General features: G+C 49.4%; 19 protein-coding genes. 7 read left to right on the forward strand and 12 right to left on the reverse strand.

Features of this window, described 5'->3' with window-relative positions:
- Positions 1 to 4 precede the first annotated feature (4 nt).
- Positions 5 to 679, forward strand: a complete 675-nt coding sequence (locus BM185_RS01135) for a class I SAM-dependent methyltransferase (RefSeq protein WP_091958035.1) — start codon at positions 5 to 7, stop codon at positions 677 to 679.
- Positions 680 to 824: 145 nt separating this feature from the next.
- The gene (locus BM185_RS01140; RefSeq protein WP_177203433.1) at positions 825 to 3,518 is read left to right on the forward strand and encodes a putative bifunctional diguanylate cyclase/phosphodiesterase; all 2,694 of its coding nucleotides are present in this window, start codon (positions 825 to 827) and stop codon (positions 3,516 to 3,518) included.
- Between the two features lie 52 nt (positions 3,519 to 3,570).
- On the opposite strand, the gene BM185_RS01145 is transcribed toward BM185_RS01140, so the two are convergent.
- The 3 genes from BM185_RS01145 to BM185_RS01155 form a co-directional block, all read right to left on the reverse strand.
- On the reverse strand, positions 3,571 to 5,364 hold the full coding sequence (locus tag BM185_RS01145; protein WP_091958040.1) for an acyl-CoA dehydrogenase C-terminal domain-containing protein: 1,794 nt from the start codon (positions 5,362 to 5,364) through the stop codon (positions 3,571 to 3,573).
- A gap of 209 nt (positions 5,365 to 5,573) precedes the next feature.
- Complete coding sequence (locus tag BM185_RS01150) at positions 5,574 to 7,379, reverse strand: acyl-CoA dehydrogenase C-terminal domain-containing protein (protein ID WP_091958043.1); 1,806 nt, start codon at positions 7,377 to 7,379, stop codon at positions 5,574 to 5,576.
- A 124-nt stretch (positions 7,380 to 7,503) separates the two neighbouring features.
- The gene (locus BM185_RS01155; protein WP_091958046.1) at positions 7,504 to 8,076 is read right to left on the reverse strand and encodes a hypothetical protein; all 573 of its coding nucleotides are present in this window, start codon (positions 8,074 to 8,076) and stop codon (positions 7,504 to 7,506) included.
- Between the two features lie 184 nt (positions 8,077 to 8,260).
- On the opposite strand from BM185_RS01155, the gene mltC reads away from it, so the two are divergent.
- Positions 8,261 to 9,748 carry a membrane-bound lytic murein transglycosylase MltC gene (mltC, locus tag BM185_RS01160; RefSeq protein WP_091958048.1) on the forward strand — a complete coding sequence of 496 codons (1,488 nt, stop codon included), beginning with the start codon at positions 8,261 to 8,263 and terminating at the stop codon, positions 9,746 to 9,748.
- Between the two features lie 26 nt (positions 9,749 to 9,774).
- Here mltC and BM185_RS01165 read toward each other — a convergent pair whose 3' ends face one another.
- The gene (locus tag BM185_RS01165) at positions 9,775 to 10,275 is read right to left on the reverse strand and encodes a hypothetical protein (RefSeq protein ID WP_091958051.1); all 501 of its coding nucleotides are present in this window, start codon (positions 10,273 to 10,275) and stop codon (positions 9,775 to 9,777) included.
- A 285-nt stretch (positions 10,276 to 10,560) separates the two neighbouring features.
- Between BM185_RS01165 and folE the strand changes: the two genes are divergently transcribed.
- The 4 genes from folE (at position 10,561) to BM185_RS01185 (ending at position 12,701) form a co-directional block, all read left to right on the forward strand.
- On the forward strand, positions 10,561 to 11,115 hold the full coding sequence (gene folE / locus BM185_RS01170) for a GTP cyclohydrolase I FolE (RefSeq protein WP_245751683.1): 555 nt from the start codon (positions 10,561 to 10,563) through the stop codon (positions 11,113 to 11,115).
- A gap of 17 nt (positions 11,116 to 11,132) precedes the next feature.
- Positions 11,133 to 11,522, forward strand: a complete 390-nt coding sequence (gene folX, locus BM185_RS01175) for a dihydroneopterin triphosphate 2'-epimerase (RefSeq protein WP_091958056.1) — start codon at positions 11,133 to 11,135, stop codon at positions 11,520 to 11,522.
- The gene (locus BM185_RS01180) at positions 11,522 to 11,794 is read left to right on the forward strand and encodes a hypothetical protein (protein ID WP_091958059.1); all 273 of its coding nucleotides are present in this window, start codon (positions 11,522 to 11,524) and stop codon (positions 11,792 to 11,794) included. The genes folX and BM185_RS01180 overlap by 1 nt, the downstream gene beginning before the upstream one ends.
- Positions 11,795 to 11,894: 100 nt before the next feature.
- Positions 11,895 to 12,701: a TIGR04219 family outer membrane beta-barrel protein gene (locus tag BM185_RS01185; RefSeq protein ID WP_091958061.1), complete on the forward strand. Its 807-nt coding sequence runs from the start codon at positions 11,895 to 11,897 to the stop codon at positions 12,699 to 12,701.
- An 81-nt stretch (positions 12,702 to 12,782) separates the two neighbouring features.
- Here BM185_RS01185 and purH read toward each other — a convergent pair whose 3' ends face one another.
- The 8 genes from purH to aroQ form a co-directional block, all read right to left on the reverse strand.
- The gene (purH, locus tag BM185_RS01190) at positions 12,783 to 14,357 is read right to left on the reverse strand and encodes a bifunctional phosphoribosylaminoimidazolecarboxamide formyltransferase/IMP cyclohydrolase (protein WP_091958064.1); all 1,575 of its coding nucleotides are present in this window, start codon (positions 14,355 to 14,357) and stop codon (positions 12,783 to 12,785) included.
- Between the two features lie 27 nt (positions 14,358 to 14,384).
- On the reverse strand, positions 14,385 to 14,654 hold the full coding sequence (gene fis / locus BM185_RS01195) for a DNA-binding transcriptional regulator Fis (RefSeq protein ID WP_091958067.1): 270 nt from the start codon (positions 14,652 to 14,654) through the stop codon (positions 14,385 to 14,387).
- A 24-nt stretch (positions 14,655 to 14,678) separates the two neighbouring features.
- Positions 14,679 to 15,665, reverse strand: a complete 987-nt coding sequence (gene dusB, locus BM185_RS01200; protein ID WP_091958069.1) for a tRNA dihydrouridine synthase DusB — start codon at positions 15,663 to 15,665, stop codon at positions 14,679 to 14,681.
- Between the two features lie 11 nt (positions 15,666 to 15,676).
- Positions 15,677 to 16,705 carry a DUF3426 domain-containing protein gene (locus BM185_RS01205; protein WP_091958072.1) on the reverse strand — a complete coding sequence of 343 codons (1,029 nt, stop codon included), beginning with the start codon at positions 16,703 to 16,705 and terminating at the stop codon, positions 15,677 to 15,679.
- Between the two features lie 13 nt (positions 16,706 to 16,718).
- On the reverse strand, positions 16,719 to 17,630 hold the full coding sequence (prmA, locus tag BM185_RS01210; protein WP_091958074.1) for a 50S ribosomal protein L11 methyltransferase: 912 nt from the start codon (positions 17,628 to 17,630) through the stop codon (positions 16,719 to 16,721).
- A 63-nt stretch (positions 17,631 to 17,693) separates the two neighbouring features.
- Positions 17,694 to 19,034 carry an acetyl-CoA carboxylase biotin carboxylase subunit gene (gene accC, locus BM185_RS01215; RefSeq protein WP_091958077.1) on the reverse strand — a complete coding sequence of 447 codons (1,341 nt, stop codon included), beginning with the start codon at positions 19,032 to 19,034 and terminating at the stop codon, positions 17,694 to 17,696.
- Between the two features lie 59 nt (positions 19,035 to 19,093).
- Entirely contained in the window at positions 19,094 to 19,555 is a 462-nt protein-coding gene (gene accB / locus BM185_RS01220; protein ID WP_091958080.1) for an acetyl-CoA carboxylase biotin carboxyl carrier protein, read from the reverse strand.
- Between the two features lie 39 nt (positions 19,556 to 19,594).
- Positions 19,595 to 20,050, reverse strand: coding sequence for a type II 3-dehydroquinate dehydratase (gene aroQ / locus BM185_RS01225; RefSeq protein ID WP_091958084.1), 456 nt, complete (start codon positions 20,048 to 20,050; stop codon positions 19,595 to 19,597).
- Between the last annotated feature and the right edge of the window lie 153 nt (positions 20,051 to 20,203).

Here is a 20,203-nt window from a genome sequence, read left to right on the forward strand (position 1 = left end):
TCCCATGAATTCATCTTCCTGCCCTCTTTGTCTGCAGGATTCATCCAGCCTTTGGCACACTGAAACCCGCAATCCCCTGGTGGGTCGTGAGTATTGGCTTTGTAGCCACTGTGATCTGGTTTATGTGCCCGCCGCTTTTCATCTGCCGCCTGTTGCTGAGCAAGCAATTTATCTTCAGCATGAAAATAATCCCGAAGACTCAGGTTATCGTGGCTTCCTGAATCAGTTGTTGACGCCTCTTCTTCCCTTTCTTCAAGCACTTGAAAAAGAACGTGGATCTTCCCTGACCGGGTTGGATTTTGGCTCGGGACCTGGACCGACTTTGGCATTAATGCTGGAAGAAGCAGGTTTTACCTGCCTGAATTATGACCCTTATTTTGCCAAGTATCCTGAGCGCCTGGCGCAGCAATATGACTTTATTGTGAGTACCGAGGTCTTTGAGCATCTGGCCCGACCGGCAGAAGTTATGGAGCAATTGAACGCCTGCCTCAACCCCGGTGGTTATCTGGGTATCATGACCCAGCGCCCAAGAAATTTGGAAGCGTTTAGTCGCTGGCACTATTTGATGGACCCAACCCATATCACCTTCTACAGCGAAGATTGTTTTCAGTGGCTCGCCAGTCACTGGCATTTTCATAGAGTTTACCTAGGAAAATCAACTATCCTGTTACGTAAGTAATCTTGTGTGCAAATGATGTCTTCTGTATTCTTTTGCGTCTGCTATTTTCAGCCTGTGGCCTAAGTGCATGTTCTCTTTACGGGTTTTTGCCCCTTTTCTTTTTTTAGCAATTGCATCAGTTTTAGCACTGGTCTTTGGCTTGATCTTGGTAGGGCACACTAGTGATCAACGGGCTCGTGAGAGCCTGCAACAGCATTTTCAATATGCTTTGAATGACCAGCAGCGGCGTCTTGAAAAAGATGCTGGACAGCTGGCGCTCTTGGCCAGGCACCTTAATAGGAGCGCCTTTGTTGAACTTTTGTCAGAACACTTGGGACACAAGTGCCTGTTGTTTGATCCGGCAAATTCAATGGCTGAAATCTTCTGTGGTGAAGAGCAGATCCTGCCTGCAGCTCTTTATGAGCAGCTACTGCAGCAGTCAGTGGAACAGGGGCTGGTGCGGGCCGAGCAACGCTTATACTTTTTTCAACTTATGGAAGCTGCTGGCGAGCAACTGGTTTTGCTGGAACCTTTATCGCGGCAACTGCTAGAAAACTGGCAAGAGAGTCATCAGCTACCGGCAATTAATCTAAGCTTCCGGGGAATCACTGTCAGTGGTCATGACCTCTTTGTTCTGGAAGGAACCGAAGGGCAACCTTTGGGTTATTTGCGCTACCCCTTACCTCGTCCAGGGCAACAGCTGGTAAGTTCAAGTCTTTTTCCAGCAATGCTGATCCTGCTGTTGATATTGAATCTGGGATTTTTTGCTACCTACCAACTCTCCAAACTTGTTCGTGGGCGCGAACGCAGTGAACGACGTCTTCGCCAGGTTATCGATCTGGCACCACAAATGATTTATGCCCGAGATCGGGAAGGCCGCTTTGTACTGACTAACAAAGCGGCAGCAGACTTTTTTAATACCAAACCACAACATATGCAGGGAAGCAATCTGGCTGAACTAACCGGTGATAATCAAGCTTTTGAACAGCAGTTGCGTCAGGAAAGAGCGCTTTTATCCTCGGGTGAAAGCATCTATATGAAAGAGGAGCTGATTCCTGGAATGGGGCAGGAAGCGCCCAGGATTTGGGAAACCAGTAAGTTGCAATTTACTGACCTTGACGGCAAGCCGGTCATTTTGAGTATTTCTCAGGATGTCAGTACGCAAAGGGAGCAGCAACAGCAGCTCCAGTTGCTATCCAGTGCCTTGGAGCATAGTGGTAGTGCGATCCTGGTTTGTGATGCACAAGGCCTGATCCGCTATTCCAATACCCGCTTGTGTCAGCTGCTGGGACGCCAACAGCAAGAGCTCATCAACATGGATCTGGATGTATTGCTGAAGGGTAGTGTCAGTCGTCATCAGCGCCATCAACTCATCAAAGGGATACGTGAGACGGATCAATGGCGGGGTGAGCTGCAATTTAAAATCAGTGCCCAGCGGCACTATTGGATGATGGTTTCGCTATCGCCTCTGGAACTTAAAAATCAGTCAGAAGTGTTTTATGTGCTGGTTGCTGAAGATATAACGGCGCTTAAGCAGACGCACCAAAAAATGGAGCAGCTGGCACTCTACGACACTCTTACCGGCCTTGAAAACCGTCGTCTTTTCAAACAGCGACTGCATAAGGCAATCAAGCTGTCCAAGCGTCAAACGACTGTGACTGCCCTGCTTTATCTGGATTTGGATCACTTTAAACGTATCAATGACACCCTGGGCCATGATTCTGGTGATCAGCTTTTGATTACAGTCGCAGAGCGCTTGCGCACTTGTGTTAGAGAGTCAGATAGTATTGCCCGCTTGGGTGGCGATGAATTCACGCTACTGGTCCATGATCTTCAAAACCCTGATGCTGCAGCGGCGGTGGCACGCAAAGTGATTCAACAACTCAGCCAGCCCCTGCATTTGGGTAATAAAAGCGTCATAGTCACTACCTCCGTTGGTATTGCTTTGGCACCAACGGATAGCACCAGCCCGACAGAATTAATGAAAAATGCGGATTTAGCGATGTATCGCGCCAAGAGTCAGGGCCGCAATACTTATCAATTTTTTAGTCAGGAAATGAATGCGCAGGCAACGCGTTTGCTGGAAGTTGAAACAGAATTAAGAACAGCCTTGGTCGAGAAAAGCTTTGAAGTCTACTACCAGCCCCAGGTCAATTTACCGATTGCTAAGGTGGTGGGTTTTGAAGCCCTGGTTCGCTGGAAACATCCAGAAAGAGGCATGATTTCACCAGCGGAATTTATTCCTATAGCTGAAGAAACCGGGTTGATTGTTGAATTGGGCCGTCAGGTGCTGGAGCAGGCTTGCCAGGACTTGGTTTGGCTGAATCAGCGGTTGGATTATCGTTGCTATGTTGCCGTTAACCTTTCGCCCCGGCAGCTTAAAGATCCTGATTTACCCGCTTATTTGGATAACCTCTTGAGTCGCTATGACTTACCACCCCAGTATTTGGAGCTGGAGATTACTGAAAGCACCCTAATGGATCAGATGGATTTGTCCTTGCCGATCTTGCACGCTATTGAGCAACTGGGCATTAGTTTGTCGATTGATGACTTTGGCACCGGCTATTCGTCACTCAGCTATTTGAAGCAATTGCCTGTCCATTCATTAAAGATAGATCGTTCTTTTGTTCGGGATATACCGGGTGATCGGGATGACATGGCAATAATATCAGCTGTTAGTGCCATGGCAGCCAAGCTGAACCTGGAGGTGGTCGCTGAGGGTGTGGAAGAACGTGAACAGTTGATGTTTCTCAAAGAGACAGGCTGTCATTTGGTTCAGGGTTATTATTTCAGCCCGCCGCTTCCCAGAGATAAGGTGCTGGCAACTTGTGAGCGTATTCGAGAAAAGCTGAAATTCTGAATAAAAAAGCCCCTGATATTTCAGGGGCTTTCGTTTTACAGCTCAGGAAGGTTTACTCAACGTAAAAGGCTTCTTCTTCCAAAGTCATGAGTACTTCTGAGCCAGCCAGGATTTGTTGCTCCAGGGCCAGCGTACGGGGCAGGATACGCTTCAAATAGTGGTTACCTACCTGAATTTTTGCTGCATAGAAGCCCGAAGAGTCGGCATCAGCCTTTTCCTGTGCCAGCTTGACCATCCGCGCCCACATGTAGGCATAGGCGACCAAACCAAAGAGGTTGAGGTAGTCGACTGCCGCTGCACCGATTTCTTCAGGGTTTTCTGAGCCCGCTTTTATCACCGCCTCAGTTACATTTTCCAGACGCTTGAGTTCAGCTTCCAGAGTTTCTGCCCAGGGTGCCATATTGGCACTGGTGCATTCAGCCAAGAATTCACGAACATCTTTGGTAAAGATATTCAGGAACTCACCTTTGTTGGCGAAAACCTTACGGCCCATTAGGTCCATCGCCTGAATACCATTGGTGCCTTCATAAATCTGTGCAATACGGGCATCACGAACATATTGTTCGGCACCCCACTCGGTGCAGTAGCCGCTACCGCCATAAATCTGCTGGGCCTCGACGGTGGCATCAAAACCGCGATCAGTGATGAAGGCTTTGGCCACAGGTGTCAGCAGAGCAACCAGATCGGCGGCATGCTTACGGGTGGTGTCATCTTCATGATATTTACTGATATCCAGTTGCATGCCTACATAGGATGCAAAGGCGCGGCTGCCTTCATTGAAAGCACGAACATTCAAGGCCATGCGACGCACATCAGGGTGGACAAGAATGGGGTCAGCTGGCTTTTCAGGGTTTTTGGGGCCAGTCGGTGCGCGGGATTGCAGACGCTCTTTGGCAAAATCCATGGCACTTTGATAAGCCACTTCACCCAAGCCCAAGCCTTGAATGCCGATGGATAGGCGCTCATAGTTCATCATGGTGAACATGGCAGCCAGGCCACGATGGGGTTCGCCAATCATGATGCCTTCAGCACCATCAAAGTTAATGACGCAGGTTGCCGAGCCCTTAATGCCCATTTTGTGCTCAATAGCGCCGCAATTCACCTGGTTGGCTTCACCTGGGCTGTTGTCTTCATTGATTTTAAGCTTGGGAACCAAGAAGAGGGAAATACCCTTGGTGCCGGGAGGTGCGTCAGGTAATTTGGCAAGTACCAGATGAATAATATTTTCCGCCAGGTCGTGCTCGCCACCAGTAATCCAGATTTTGTTACCACTGATCGTATAGGTGCCATCACCCTTGGGTTCAGCTTTGGTACGAATCAAGCCCAGGTCAGTCCCTGAGTGAGGCTCAGTCAAACACATGGTGCCGATCCAGCGGCCTTCATACATGGGTGGCAGGTATTTTTCTTTAATCTCATCACTGGCGTGGGAATCCAGTAACAGGGTGGCGCCATTATTAAGTGCTGGATAAAGAGTAAAGGCGGCATTGGAGGCATAGAGCATTTCTTCAAACAGCACGGTCAGCATCTTGGGCATGCCCTGGCCGCCATATTCAGGATTGCCGCCCAGGCCCATCCACCCGCCTTCAGAAAGGGCTTGGTAGGCTTCTTTGAAGCCTTTGGGCGTGAATACCTGGCCTTTCTCGAAACGACAACCTTCAGCATCACCTGACAGATTCAGTGGGAAGAGTTCATGTTCGGTGAGCTTGGCGCCTTCCTCAAGAATGGCCTCGGCCAAATCGGGAGTCACTTCCTGAGTGGCTTCCATAGAAGCCCAAAGCTTGTCGGCTTCAAAAACCTCGTTCAATACAAACTGCATATCACGCAGGGGAGCCTTATATTTTGCCATGGGGTTACCTCTATCCGGGTTCAAGTTAAGTCGTTGATACAGCAAAGCTTACCTGCTTTGTTGCACAGCACAAGGAATCTTTGTGACCTGCAGGTCTCAGATTAGCAGTTAAACACAATCACGTTAAGAAAATGTGGTTTTTGTGAAAATACTATAAAAAAGGGCGACACTAGGCCGCCCAAATACTCCTCTTACCCTAAAGAGAACTTTTACACCTCAAAGCACAAGCCAAATGCACTTTCATCCATGGCCAGCAGGCTATCCGCACCGGCAGTCATGGCTGCTGCGTGGGCGCGAGTACGTGGCAGCAGACGTGCATAGTAGAAACGCGCTGTGTCCAGCTTGGCTTGATAGTAAGCTTGCTCATCAGTACCTTCGGCCAGTTTCTTCTGAGCAATTTCTGCCATTTGCGCCCAGAAGTAGGCCAGAATCACATAGCCGGAATACATGGTGTAATCAACGGCAGCAGCACCAACCTCATCACGATTCTGCATAGCATTCATGCCAATTTTCATGGTCAGCTCGCCCCACTCTTTATTGAGTTCAGAAAGAGGCTTGGCAAATTCATGCATGTTTTCTTGCTGACTGGTTGTCTGGCAGTATTTGTGAATCTGCTTGGTGAACTTCTTCAAGGTCTCACCTTGATTCATCAACACCTTACGTCCCAGCAGATCCAGTGCCTGGATACCTGTGGTGCCTTCATAGAGGCGAGTAATACGGGCATCACGGACAAACTGCTCCATGCCCCATTCCTGAATAAAGCCATGACCACCAAAGATTTGCAGGCCTTCGTTGGTTGCTTCAAAGCCAACTTCAGTCAAGAAGGCTTTAACCACAGGTGTTAGCAGACCAAGAATTTCATCAGCTTCTTTACTGGCTTCATCGCTGCCATGCTCAACCTTGTCAACCAGCTGGGCAGTGTAAAGAATCAGTGCCCGTCCACCTTCACTGAAGGCTTTTTGGGTCAGCAGCATGCGGCGTACGTCTGGGTGGACGATAATCGGGTCAGCGGCTTTTTCAGGGGCTTTAGGGCCGGAAAGGGCACGCATTTGCAGACGATCACGAGCATAAGCCAAAGAGTTTTGGTAAGACGCTTCGATCAAGCCCTGGCCTTGAATACCCACGCCAATACGGGCGGCGTTCATCATGGTAAACATGGCTGCCAGGCCCTTGTTGGGCTGACCAACCATCCAACCTGTTGCACTGTCAAAGTTCATGACGCAGGTTGAGTTACCATGAATACCCATTTTGTGCTCCAAAGAGCCGCAGCTAACGCCATTGCGCTCACCGGCTTCACCCTGTGCATCGGGCAGGAACTTGGGTACGACAAATAGGGAAATGCCTTTGCTGCCAGCAGGTGCATCAGGTAGCTTGGCCAGCACCAGGTGAACAATGTTGTCAGACATTTCATGCTCACCAGCGGAAATAAAGATTTTGGTGCCGCTGACTTTAAAGCTGCCATCAGCTTCTGGAAGCGCTTTGGTTTTGATCAAGCCCAAATCAGTGCCGCAATGAGGCTCAGTCAAACACATGGTGCCTGTCCAGGTGCCTTCAATCAGCTTGGTCAGGTAGGTTTGTTTGAGTTCGTCAGTACCGTGGTGCTCCAGAGCGCTCATAGCACCATGGGACAGACCGGGATACATGCCCCAAGCCAGGTTGGAGGAGCAGATCATTTCATTCAGTACCATGCCCAAAGAGTGGGGCAGGCCTTGGCCGCCAAATTCGGGGTTTTGAGCCATTGAAGGCCAGCCGCCTTCTACGTACTGCTGGTAGGCTTCAGTAAAGCCTTCGGGTACGGTGACCTTGCCATCTTCCAGCTTGCAGCCTTGCTGGTCGCCAGGCTGATTCAGAGGAGTCAGTACATTTTCTGCAAACTTGGCGCCTTCCTCAAGAATGGCATCAACCACTTCAACAGCTTCTTCACCGCCGGGCAGAGCCTTGTAGTGCTCTTCATAGCCAAGCAGCTCGTTCATGACAAAACGGATATCGCGTAAGGGGGCTTTATAGGTGGGCATAGTCTTCTACTCCGTACCGCTTTTTGTTGGTGTGCGAACTTGTTGTTCAAACGTATGTTTGAAACTTAAGCCATAGTTTGATGGGTGTCAAGAAACGCGATGGAATTTTTTTATTGGGCTCGTCTTAGGCAACCAGACTAATTTGGCTGCCTCTTTCATAGGGTAGACGGTTGGTGGCTGCTAAATCCAAGGTTTGTTGGATGGCTTCATTGGCACTCGCAGGATTCTGGTTGCCAAGCTGGGGCTTACTCATGGCAACGGCGATAGCCATAGGACGGCGAATACCAAAGTTGAAGGTGTAGGGTAGCTTGGCCCTTTGTTGGCCTTGTTGATCGGCTCTGGAGTCTTTGGCCGTTTGATCAATTTGCGTAGCCGCTGCGAGTTCAGAATTCTGACCGGATAGTTCAAGGGTGAAATCAGGCTGGGCGTTAGCCTCTTTGCGAGCATCGGCAAGATCTTGAGGATCATCAGTTGATGAAGCTTCAAAGGCAGTGTCATCAAGCAGCTGTAAGCCACTAGGTTGTTGGTCGCTCGTTGGCTTCTCTTCAATATGAAGATGGTTTTTGGTTTCGGAAACTTCCTGATTGAGCTTAGGTGCCCTGTTGGCAGCAGCATTTTTGAGGCCACTTGCTTGCGCTGTGCCTCTGTTTTTGGCCAAAGAAGTTGAGGAGCCCGAATCTATGGAAGGAATAACCATATCAAAACCTTTATGAAGGTCAGTCTACTTGCTTGCTGACTGTCAATTTAAACGCGCTTTGTTAAGATTATAGACTTATTTTCTCACTCAACCTAGTGAGTTAAGCCAAGATCTCTTTTACCCTGAGCGCTTTAGCGTATAATCTGAGATATCGGCCACTATCCGGTGTTTTTCAGGGATAAAGATGACTTTTTCAGTAGATTTTAATTATCTTCGCCTTCCAGCCTTACTGGCAGCTCTTATCCTTATAGCTGGTTGTCAGTCTAGTGGCCAAACTTCAAGCCATGTATCCGTTGGTAGTGTGGTTGGACCTGATGGCCGAGAGCGCCCACAAGCTCGGCCTCAGCCTTTAGAAACTCCTAGTCGGCAGGTTCGTCAGCAGGAGCCCGCTCCACCACCTGCCCAACCAGGCCGTACACGTGTTGAAATCTTACCTGCCAACCCGGAACAGGGCGTGCCTCTGGGCGATGACACCGAGGTAGAAATTGACTCTTTGCAGCCCGCACCTTTGGGAAGTACCCAGAGAAGACCGAATGAGCCTGAAGCCGAAGTTAAAGAAGAGCCTGCTGAGGAGCCCTTGCCCGGCCCGATTAGTGAAATAACCTGGTTGGAACGCTATCCGAATCTGGCTCAAGACCTGCAAAATTATCAGGAAGTGATTGAACGGTTAGAAACTGAAGTCCGTCAGTATCGTGAACAGTTGGGTCGCTTGCGTGAACAGGTTCAGCGTCATTGGGGTGAAGAAGCTACCCTGGCTGCAACGGCTCACCAGTTTGTTAAATACACGGATGCTTATCAAAGTCGTGGTGCCATGGATTTTGAGGAAGGCACCATTGTTGTTGAGACAGTTGATCAGTCCAATCCACGCCAGCATCTCAAGGAAGCCATAGTAACCACCTTGTTAACTCCCTATGATGCTGATAACCCCGAGCTCTATACAGACAAGCAAATAGACTACTCAGGTCCTGCCTTGTTGGCAGGGCAGGTTCGTGATCATGAGGGAGTGCCTGTACGCTGGGAATGGCGCGCTAACCGCTATGCTGACTATCTGATTGAAAATGAAATTCAGGAAATCAGGCGTGGGGGAAAAACCATTTATCGTGTCGAAATTCCTCTAGTGGCAAATCACAATGAGATTCGTGGCCACCAATATGAAAATCTGATCAGAGATGCCAGTCGCCGTTATGATGTTGACGAAGCCCTGATCTACGCCATTATGGAAACAGAAAGTCACTTTAACCCCTATGCAATGAGCCATATTCCTGCTTATGGCCTGATGCAGGTGGTTCCCTCAACCGCAGGGCGAGATGTTTACCAGCGCATACGCCAGCGCAATGATCAACCCAACCAAAGCACCCTGTTCAACCCAGCCGAAAATATTGACATAGGCACTGCCTACATCACCATTTTAAGAGATATCTATTTAAAGGATATTCGTCATCCCAAGTCCAAAGAGTTGGCCATCATTTCAGCTTACAATGGCGGGGCGGGGAATGTTTTAAGGACGTTTCACAGGGATAGAAGTCAGGCAGTAGCGGTGATTAACCAGCTTTCTCCGCAGCAGGTTTATGATCGCCTGCACCGCCAGCATCCACGCTCAGAAGCCAGAGGCTACATTAAAAAAGTGACCGAGGCTTTGGATCGCTATCGCGCCCTGGCCTCGGCCCAGTAAATGAAGAGTCAGCCTGGTGGTTTGAATTAATCAGCCCGCTGCTGGTCAATTCTTATTCGGTTGACTTCACGAGACGCATTATAGGCCGCTTCCATTTTAGCCGCTGCCTCGAGCTCAACACGATAAGCTGCACTGGTGTCCAGAGTAACTTCAGTGCAGTAGCTTCCTGATGCGGTGCATAACTGATTGGTAGAAGTGATCAGTTTGGCACTGACATTTTCGGCAGTGTAAACGTCTCCAGTTCTGCTAGGGCAGCGAAGGCTGCGACTGGTAAAAAACAGCTCACCACTATCAAGAGCAACCTGTGCGGTCAAAACGCAGTTACTGAGCTGCTTATCAGCTGCATCGCTAAACTGAGTCGGATCGAGAGAGAACCAGACATTATCTTGAGTTTCACCGTCCTGAAGACGCACTTGGCTTACGCTTTGGACATCCAGCTGGCTGCCGGAAGCAAGATTGATTGCATCATCAGCAATCAGTGGCATAGAGAGGCCTGTAAGAGCAACACCTAAAATCAGTTTCTTCATAATACTTACAATCCAGTTCGACGGTAGATGCTTCCAAGTATATCAGACCCGTGTCTGGGTTATTGGAGTCAAGAAGTCGCATTATAGTTTCTTGTCTGCACTTGTGAAATCTATAAGCATCTTTGATAATAAAACCTAGCAAAAAGGTCGGAAAAAAAGTGATTTTCTTGACAAAAAGGTATACTGTTCTTGTACAAAGTGGCTTTATACCTTACCAAGACCTGAGGTAACCCGATGAACGCTCTAACCCAACCGAATACAATGAATCAAAACCCTGACTCTGACATGATCCATCAAAAGCTGACCCCCCTTTATCGGGAAATCCTCAGTGACCTAGGAGAAGACCCTGACCGGGAAGGCTTGGTCGATACCCCCAAGCGAGCGGCCAAAGCCATGGAGTTTTTAACTAAGGGCTATCGCCAAACCCTGGAAGAGCTGGTCAATGGTGCTGTTTTTTCATCCGAGACAGATGAGCTGGTGATTGTTAAAGATATTGAGCTCTACTCTCTTTGTGAGCATCATCTGCTGCCATTTATTGGAAAGTGCCATATAGGCTATCTGCCGCAGGGTAAGGTCTTGGGCCTGTCAAAATTTGCGCGCATCGTGGATATGTTCTCGCGTCGTCTGCAAATTCAGGAGCAGCTAACCAAGCAAATTGCTGAAGCCGTCCAGGAAGTAACCGGTGCAGCAGGAGTGGGGGTTATTATCGAAGCCCGACACCTGTGTATGCAAATGCGTGGCGTTGAAAAGCAAAACTCTTCAATGCGTACTTCGGTGATGCTGGGGCAGTTGCGTGCTTCCCAGAATACCCGTCAAGAATTCCTCAAGCTGCTTGACTGAATAAGGAAAAAAATCTGATGCCCCACAATGACCCTTATTCACTGGCAACCATTCGCATAAAAAATCTGCGCCTGAGAACCTATATCGGTATCAAAGACGATGAAATTCAAAATCGTCAAGATGTGGTTATTAATGCAGTGATTCGTTATTCAGCCAACAGAGCAGTGCAGTTCAACAAGATAGAAGAAGCCTTGAACTATCGGACAATCACCAAACGTTTGATTGCCCATATCGAAGAAGGGCGCTTTGCACTCCTGGAGCGTTTAACCAAAGAGTTGCTGGAAATTATCATGGAATACGATCAGGTGTTGGCTGCGGAAGTGGAAGTGGACAAACCTCATGCGTTAAGATTCTCAGATTCAGTTTCAATAACTCTGAGTGCCAAACGTGAGAGTGAATCCGCTTAATGAATAGTGAAAGTGAGCAACCTAAAGAAACCATAACTCGTAAAAATCATAATTTATCGATAGTGGCCATTACCTTGGCGCTTTTGGGAGCCTTCCTGGCAGGTTCTCCTTTTGCATGGCTTCTGGTGCCTGCTGTTATTGCTGGGGGCTTTGCCTATAAGGGTATCAAGCGTGAACCTGAACGCTATAGCGGCATTTTGTTTGTCCTGGCTGCCTGGTTACTGAGCTTGGTTGTCGGCGGCTTACACTTGTTACTTTATATCACAAGCTAGACCTACAAAAGATAAAGACTTTTTACGGGTTCTATCTCGTTGAGTCTGGCTAATTAAGATAAACTAGGTAGCAAGTCTAGTTAATAGGAGAAATATAAAAATGCGTAAACTACTCGCCGCAACAGGTTTGGCCTTAACGCCCTTAATGGCTAGTCAGGCCTATGCCTTGTCTTTGAATGTGACGGCAACCGCTGATTATTGGAATGCCAGCCCTTCTGGCGAAATTCAAGGGGTGTCAGGTGATGATCCGGTCGATGTCAAAGATGAACTGGGCTTGTCCAGTGAAGGTGTTGGCAATCTGTCCATTCAGTTTGATCATTTTATTCCTGTCGTTCCCAATCTTCGTATTACTCAAACCAATATGGAGTTCTCTGGTTCCAGGGATGAAAGTTTTACTTTCCGTGATCAAGAATTTACTGGCAATACGAGCAGTGAAATAGATCTATCCCATACTGATTTTACGGCCTACTACCGCTTTCTGGATGGTTTGACCTCCTTAGTTCCTCTGGTCTCGCTACGACTGGAAGCAGGTTTGACTGTACGAGTCTTTGACGGTGGCTTTGAAGTTACCGGTGAGGTAGATGATGGCGCTGGTAGTACTGAGTCTGAAACTGAATCGGTTAGCCTAAGTGCACCTGTACCCATGGGTTATGTCGGCGGTATTGTTAGTCTGCCAATGGGTGTTTCTGCTGGCGCGCGTATGAACTACATTGGCTACAGTGGTAATAGCCTGAGCGATGTCGATGCTTTTGTTAACTATGAGTATCGGGGACTGCCTTTGGTGACTCCAGGTGTAACCGCTGGCTACCGGACTTTCAGTCTTGAGTTGGATGATCTGGATGATACCTACGGTGATCTGACTTTCAAAGGACCTCACTTTGGGGCTTATATCCGCGCTGGTTTCTAACAGGCTTGGGTTAACTCCTGTGTTCGTCCCATAAAAAAACCGCCTCTTAAGAGAGGCGGTTTTTTTTGTATCCAGAAAAGCTTAGTGGCGGAAGTGCCGCATGCCAGTAAAGACCATGGCAATGCCAGCTTCATTGGCTGCCTGAATCACCTCTTCGTCTCTAACTGAGCCACCAGGTTGAATAACAGCAGTAATGCCCGCTGCAGCGGCCGCATCTATACCATCGCGGAAAGGGAAGAAGGCATCTGAAGCCATTACTGAGCCTTTGACTTCCAGGTTTTCATCAGCCGCTTTGATACCGGCAATTTTGGCGGAATAAACCCGACTCATTTGGCCTGCACCGACACCTATCGTCATGCCCTCTTTGGCATAAACAATAGCATTGGATTTCACAAATTTGGCAACCTTCCAGGCGAAAGCAAGATCTTGCAGTTCCTGCTCAGTGGGTGCGCGCTCAGTAACCACCTTGAGATCATCACGGCCAACCACGCCCAAATCCTTGTCTTGAATCAGCAGGCCACCAGTGACTCGTTTAAAGTCCATTGCCAGCTGGTGTTCACCTGGCCAGTGTTCGCTGGCATCCAAGACTCGAAGGTTTTTCTTGGTCGCTAGAATTTCCTGAGCTGCTTTATCAATTCCAGGAGCAATAATGACTTCAGCAAACTGACGATCGACGATGGTTCGGGCAGTTAGTGCATCCAGAGAACGGTTGAAAGCCAGAATGCCACCAAAAGCACTGGTCGGATCGGTCTTGAAGGCCAGGTCATAGGCACTCTTCAAGTCTTTGGCAACAGCAACACCACAGGGGTTGGCATGCTTGACGATGACACAGGCTGGCTCGTTAAAGGCTTTGACACACTCAAAGGCAGCGTCTGTATCAGCAACATTGTTATAGGAGAGCTCTTTGCCCTGCAGTATCTGGGCGGTAGCAACGCTGGACTCGCTAGGGTTAGCTTCCACATAGAAGGCTGCTTTTTGATGAGGATTCTCGCCATAGCGCATATCCTGGCGCTTAATGAACTGGCTGTTGAAGGTGCGAGGAAAGTCTTCATTACCTCCCTCAACCATGCGGCCCAGGTAGTTGGCAATGGCACTGTCATAGGCTGCAGTATGCTCATAGGCTTTAACAGCCAGATTAAAGCGGGTTTCTTGGCTGACACCCCCTTGGTGAGTATCCATTTCAGCCAGGAGCTGAGAGTAATCACTGGTATTGACCAGGATGCTGGTGAAGGCATGGTTCTTGGCGCAAGAACGAACCATGGCAGGGCCACCAATATCAATATTTTCAATGGCCATTTCCAGTGTGCAGTCATCCTTGGCAATGGTTTGCTGGAAAGGATAAAGGTTGACCACAACCAAATCGATGGGCTCTATACCCTGTTCAGCCATGACTGCATCATCCTGGCCGCGACGACCTAGAATGCCACCATGAATTTTTGGGTGTAGGGTTTTAACACGGCCATCCATCATTTCAGGGAAGCCAGTATGCTCAGATACCTCTTTGACGGGTAGCTGCTGGTCCTTGAGTAGCTTGTAGGTGCCACCGGTGGAAAGGAGTTCAACACCGCGTTCAACCAAGCCTTTAGCTAGTTCAACAATACCGGATTTATCAGAAACGCTCAGCAGAGCGCGGCGGATGGGAAGTGGGTTAGCCATAAGCCAGTTTTAGCTCCTAAAGACAGCTTAAATAAGATCGTATTGCTTGAGTTTTTTACGCAGGGTGCCACGGTTTAGACCCAGCAGACTGGAGGCCTGGGTCTGGTTGTTGTCGGTATAGCGCATGACGGCTTCGAGAAGGGGTGCCTCGACTTCTGTCAAAACCAGTTCATAAAGGTTATTGACTGGCTGACCGTCGAGCTGGGCAAAATAGTTGTCCAGTGCTCGGTTCACGCTTTCTCGTAAAGGGCGCTCCTGCTCAAAAGCGGGTAAGGTGGTTTTAGTTTTATCAGTCACTTGGTTTCAATTCTGATTGAGTGTTTAAGCCGTAATGGCAAGAGATGTTGTTGTTGGCTGAAAAATATCAGCCAAAAGCTCCAATTGTTCTTCAGACGTTTCCAGCAAATTGAAAGTCTTTCGCCATTGGGCAAGGCCGGCCTGCTGTAAGTACCAGCCAAAATGCTTTCTGGCAATACGTACTCCCATAAAGTCACCATAGGTGGCATAAAGGCCCTGCAGGTGTTCGCCGATCAGTTGCTGAACGCTGATCGGGTCAGGATCTGGAAGGCGTACACCTTCTTCAAGCCAGCTTTTGATTTGGCTGAAAATCCAGGGTCGACCCTGAGCTGCTCGTCCAATCATTACTGCGGCTGCCTGGGTGTTGTTGAAAATCCATTCGGCCTTTTGTGGCGAATCGATATCACCATTGGCAATGACAGGAATACTCAAAGCCTGACTGACTTCGGCCAAGGTCTCATATTCAGCTTCGCCCTTGAAGCGGTCTTCGCGAGTTCGACCGTGAAGCGTGAGTGCCTGAATTCCAGATGCTTCAGCAAGTTTGCCAATTGTAACAGCATTTTTGTATTTTGCTGACCACCCTGTGCGGATTTTTAATGTAACCGGCACTTCTACAGCCTGGACGACGGCTTCCAGAATTTCAGCGACTAGCTTTTCATCTTTAAGCAAAGCAGAGCCAGCTGCTTTTTTACAGACTTTTTTTGCAGGGCAGCCCATATTGATATCAATGATTTGTGCGCCCAGCTCAACATTGGCCCGGGCGGCATCAGCCAGCATCTGAGGATCGCCGCCAGCAATTTGGATCATCCGTGGTTCTTGTTCATCCTGATGAGGCAATCGCAACCGTGACTTTTGGGTATGCCAGAGAGACTGGTCGGCAGTGACCATTTCAGCAACAGCCAAGCCTGCTCCCATTTTTCGGCAGAGCGCACGAAAGGGAGCATCGGTGATACCCGCCATGGGAGCTAGGACTAAGGGCGTGGCTATTTTGTAAGGACCAATCTGCAGCAAAACTGGGTTACCTAGGGTGTCAAAGGATGAATCCGCGCATTTTGCACATAGGTTGAAGGACGATCAACCTCTACTTTTGCTGAAATGCGCGAGGCTGCAGGAACCTCGCTGGTGTCTGTTTGTATTTGCTGTGCAGAAACTTCTTGCGTGGCAATCACTTGACGGCTGAGGTTAAGTAGATCGACTTGCAGGTCGGGAAGCTGCTGGGAAGTGCTACTGGTGTTCTTTAGTTGAAAATGAATATCCATTTTCTGAGGGCTGGTCGATGGGGAAATTCTGACTTCCTCAGCAATAAAAATGGCTGAGGCCTCAGGCGTAAAGACCAACCAGGCGGTCAGGCTGGCGATACTGGCCAAGAGCACAGCCGCCAGGGCGGCAAGGTATTTTTTTGCAAACAAAGGATTGTCTTTGAAAGCCAAAGCGGGGCCTTTTTTCTTGTTGGCCGGGACTTCTCGTTGGTCGGTTACCAGCTCTTCACTTTCATCTACCAGCTCTTCACTTTCATCTTCATCTGGCAGGGTTGCTACCAAGCCAGTCTCTGCGACAGCTTCATCGCCGGATGCAGACTCTTCATCAGCGGCAAGGTCGGGATCATAGAGGGCTGTCTCCAGCTCAGCTTCAAAAGCACGCAGTTCTGCATCCATCTCTCGTTCACTGGGTTCAGCATCTTCTGCAAAGGCCAGTTGATCCAGGTCCAGCTCAGTATCCTGCTCATCTTCAGGCATAGGCTCTTCAGCCGCAAAGTCTTCCTCTAAGGTTGAATCCGCTTCTTCTGCAGGCTGGGCAAGGCTGTCGGTGTCTTGGGCATGATAGTGATCATGTAAGGTAGGGATGGGATCAAAAGGAGTCTGGCTGTGTTCTTCCGCTGGCTGATCGGTTCGTTCGGGAGCATTGACCTTATGAAAGCGAGCATTAAAAATTTTCATGCACTCGCCACAACGCACAGCACCATAAGCCAGTTCCAACTCTTCTTCACTGACTTCATAGACAGAATCGCAGTGAGGGCAGCGAGTCAGTTGTTCACCGTGTTTGTTGTGCATTCCTGACAATCCCTTATTGGGTCGAGTTGCCGTTTTTGCGCTGACCGGTAATTCTTACCCATTCATCCTTGCTTTGGATGGGGTCAAGATCAAACCAGGGTTGATAGGCCTGAATAACTTCATGAGCCTGGTGTGCCAGAATACCTGAAAGAGCAAGGAGACCCTTGGGTTTGACTTTGGCAGCCAGAGTGGGCGCCAAATCAATCAGTGGGCCAGCCAGGATATTGGCAATCAGGACATCAACTTGTAGCTCTGGGCACCGTTCAGGATAATAAACGGGAAAGGCATCTTTCGCCAGACCATTTCTGGATGAATTCTGTCGACTGGCTTCCAGGGCTTGGGGGTCGATATCTACTCCCCAGGCTTGGCTTGCACCTAGCAGTAAGCCAGCAATGCCCAAAATGCCGGAGCCGCAACCAAAGTCCAGCAGATTTTTGCCTTCAAGGTCCTGAGCATCTAACCAAGCCAGGCAGAGCGCAGTGGTTGGGTGGGTTCCTGTGCCGAAAGCCAAGCCCGGGTCCAGCATGAGATTGACGGCTTTGGGCTCAGGGGGTTGGTGCCAGCTGGGAACCACCCACAATCGCTGGCCCATTTGGATGGGTGAAAAACTATCCATCCACTCACGAATCCAGTCTTTATCTTCCAGGATTTCCAGATGAAGTTCAGGCGCAGGTTGGTCAGGATAGGTGGCTTGCCAGCGCTGCTGAATGTCCTTTTTCATGGCTTGGGCATCCTTTTGGCCATCATAAAGCCCAGTAATCCAGGTCGCCTGCCAGAGTGGTGTGGTGCCCCGAATGGGTTCAAAAACAGGGTTGTCTTCGGCGTCGGTCAGGGTGATTGCACAGGCACCGGCTTCGAGCAGCCAGTCTTCCAGGATTGCGGACTGTTCAGGATTGACCAGAGTTTTGATTTGTAGCCAGGACATGAGCAGCGCTACCTGATAAGCAGAAAATGAGTGGAAGGCCTTCCCTGGCCAGTACCTGAAGACTTATTGACTAAGCTTCTTTTCCAGATAGTGGATATTGACACCACCTTTCTGAAAGTGGGTGTCTCTAACCAGATCCTTGTGCAGGTCGGTATTGGTTTTGATTCCTTCAACCAAAAGTTCGTCCAGGGCACCACGCATACGGGTTAAAGCAGCTTCCCGGTCAATACCCCAGGTAATCAGCTTGCCGATCAGCGAGTCATAGTGAGGAGGAACCGAGTAGCCACTGTAGATATGTGAGTCCATGCGTACACCCAGGCCGCCGGGAGCGTGGAACATGGTGATTTTACCGGGCGAAGGCATGAAGGTGCGAGGATCTTCAGCATTGATACGGCACTCAAAGGAGTGGCCCATCACCTGAATGTTTTCCTGACGCAGACGCAAGGGTTCGCCTGAAGCGATCATCAACTGTTCTTTGACGATATCAACACCAGTGACCTGCTCGGTAACCGGGTGCTCAACCTGAACACGGGTGTTCATTTCGATGAAGTAGAAGTTGCCGTCCTCATACAAGAACTCAAAAGTACCTGCTCCCCGATAGTTGATGGTGTTACAGGCATCGACACAGGCCTTGAGTACCAGACGACGGGCTTCTTCGTCCAGGTGAGGAGCAGGGGCTTCTTCAATGACTTTTTGGTGGCGACGTTGCAAAGAGCAGTCACGGTCATAGAGGTGTACAGCGTTGCCCTGACCATCGGCCAGTACCTGAACTTCAACGTGACGTGGGTTTTCAAGGAACTTTTCCATGTAGACAGTGCTGTCGCCGAAAGCGGAGCCAGCTTCTGTTTTGGTCACATGGACAGCATTCAACAAGGCACCTTCAGAGTGAACCACACGCATACCGCGACCGCCACCACCTGCTGCAGCTTTAATGATGACCGGCAGACCGATGCGGCGAGCGATGGCCAATACCTTATCAGGGTCTTCAGGCAAGGGGCCGTCTGAACCTGGAACAGTCGGTACGCCAGCCTTTTTCATGGCTGCTATGGCGGATACTTTATCGCCCATCAGGCGAATGGTTTCAGCCTTGGGGCCGATAAAGACAAAACCTGAACGCTCGACCTGTTCAGCGAAGTCGGCATTTTCTGCCAGGAACCCATAGCCTGGGTGGATGGCTGTGGCATCAGTGACTTCACAAGCTGCGATAAGTGCAGGAATGTTCAGATACGACTGTGCAGAAGGTGCAGGACCTATGCAAACGGCTTCATCAGCCAGGCGCACATGCATCAAATCACGGTCAGCCTTGGAATGAACGGCGACTGTCTTGATGCCCAGCTCCCGGCAAGCCCGTAAGATACGCAGGGCTATTTCACCCCGGTTGGCGATGACAACTTTCTCAAGCATTGCTATCCCTCATGGCGGTGCCCAGGCACCGCAGCGTTAAATGGATGACCCAGGAGGGGTTAGACAAGAACGACCAACGGCTGGTCAAATTCTACAGGCTGGCCGTCTTCAAGCAGAATGGCTTCAACAACGCCATCTTTATCTGCTTCAATTTGGTTCATCATTTTCATGGCTTCAACAATGCAGATGGTGTCGCCTTTTTTAACCGCTGTACCCACTTCAATAAACGGCTTGGCGCCTGGAGCTGGTGAGCGGTAGAAGGTGCCGACCATGGGTGATTTGACCTGGTGGCCCGAGCTTACAGGTTTTGCCTCTGCAGCGGGCTCTGTTGTTGCAGCAGGTGCAGGCGCTGGGGCAGGTGCGGCGGCCGGGTAAGGCTGCTGGTAAACAGGCTGAGCGTAACCACCACCTGAAGGATGGCGGCTAATACGGACGGCTTCTTCGCCTTCCTGAATTTCAATTTCGCTGATGTTGGATTCTTCCAGCAGCTCAATCAATTTTTTTACTTTACGGATATCCATAGTCAATTCTCTGTGTCAGGTGGTAAGGAGTTGATTTTTTTAGCCAGCTGAACCGGCTGCTTCCAGGTGTTGGTGAGCAGCCAGCAGGGCCAGCTGATAGCCCTGAGTGCCCAGGCCGCAAATAACGCCCTGAGCCAAATCTGAAAAAAACGAATGTCCGCGAAACGCTTCACGGGCATGAACATTGGATAGATGAATTTCAATAAAGGGTAGAGCAACCCCGGCCAGGGCATCGCGTAAGGCAACACTGGTATGCGTGTAGGCAGCCGGGTTGATCAGAATGAAGCGAGTGCCATCATCAAGAGTTTGGTGAATGCGTTCTATCAACAGATGTTCAGCATTACTCTGAAAGCAGTCCAACTGATGGCCAAGCTCTTCAGCTTGCTTAATCAGTTGGGCATGAATCTCATCGAGGGTCGTGGTGCCATAAATCTGTGGTTCACGTTTGCCGAGCAGATTCAGGTTGGGACCTTGGAGTAATAAGACTCTAGCCATGGTTAAAAAATAACCGCCTTGTATAAAAAGTAGACGTGTAATGAAAATGCAATCAATTGCAGCGAAAATCTATCTTCAGCTCTATAAAAGTGAGCTTTTTAGCTGATAAGCCTGCAATGGGGGTGAAGTTTGCCTAAAGTCGAACTTCTTGTC

This window comes from Marinospirillum celere (assembly GCF_900112235.1).
Classification (GTDB): Bacteria; Pseudomonadota; Gammaproteobacteria; order Pseudomonadales; family Halomonadaceae; genus Marinospirillum; species Marinospirillum celere.

What these genes read in the sequence shown, in the direction of transcription:
- BM185_RS01135 (WP_091958035.1), top strand. Translation starts at nt 5, where the DNA reads ATGAATTCATCTTCCTGCCCTCTTTGTCTGCAGGATTCATCCAGCCTT.
- BM185_RS01150 (WP_091958043.1), bottom strand. Translation starts at nt 7,379, where the DNA reads ATGCCCACCTATAAAGCCCCCTTACGCGATATCCGTTTTGTCATGAAC.
- BM185_RS01155 (WP_091958046.1), bottom strand. Translation starts at nt 8,076, where the DNA reads ATGGTTATTCCTTCCATAGATTCGGGCTCCTCAACTTCTTTGGCCAAA.
- folE (WP_245751683.1), top strand. Translation starts at nt 10,561, where the DNA reads ATGATCCATCAAAAGCTGACCCCCCTTTATCGGGAAATCCTCAGTGAC.
- aroQ (WP_091958084.1), bottom strand. Translation starts at nt 20,050, where the DNA reads ATGGCTAGAGTCTTATTACTCCAAGGTCCCAACCTGAATCTGCTCGGC.
- folX (WP_091958056.1), top strand. Translation starts at nt 11,133, where the DNA reads ATGCCCCACAATGACCCTTATTCACTGGCAACCATTCGCATAAAAAAT.
- BM185_RS01185 (WP_091958061.1), top strand. Translation starts at nt 11,895, where the DNA reads ATGCGTAAACTACTCGCCGCAACAGGTTTGGCCTTAACGCCCTTAATG.
- accC (WP_091958077.1), bottom strand. Translation starts at nt 19,034, where the DNA reads ATGCTTGAGAAAGTTGTCATCGCCAACCGGGGTGAAATAGCCCTGCGT.
- BM185_RS01180 (WP_091958059.1), top strand. Translation starts at nt 11,522, where the DNA reads ATGAATAGTGAAAGTGAGCAACCTAAAGAAACCATAACTCGTAAAAAT.
- accB (WP_091958080.1), bottom strand. Translation starts at nt 19,555, where the DNA reads ATGGATATCCGTAAAGTAAAAAAATTGATTGAGCTGCTGGAAGAATCC.
- BM185_RS01145 (WP_091958040.1), bottom strand. Translation starts at nt 5,364, where the DNA reads ATGGCAAAATATAAGGCTCCCCTGCGTGATATGCAGTTTGTATTGAAC.
- BM185_RS01165 (WP_091958051.1), bottom strand. Translation starts at nt 10,275, where the DNA reads ATGAAGAAACTGATTTTAGGTGTTGCTCTTACAGGCCTCTCTATGCCA.
- purH (WP_091958064.1), bottom strand. Translation starts at nt 14,357, where the DNA reads ATGGCTAACCCACTTCCCATCCGCCGCGCTCTGCTGAGCGTTTCTGAT.
- prmA (WP_091958074.1), bottom strand. Translation starts at nt 17,630, where the DNA reads ATGTCCTGGCTACAAATCAAAACTCTGGTCAATCCTGAACAGTCCGCA.
- BM185_RS01205 (WP_091958072.1), bottom strand. Translation starts at nt 16,705, where the DNA reads ATGCACAACAAACACGGTGAACAACTGACTCGCTGCCCTCACTGCGAT.
- mltC (WP_091958048.1), top strand. Translation starts at nt 8,261, where the DNA reads ATGACTTTTTCAGTAGATTTTAATTATCTTCGCCTTCCAGCCTTACTG.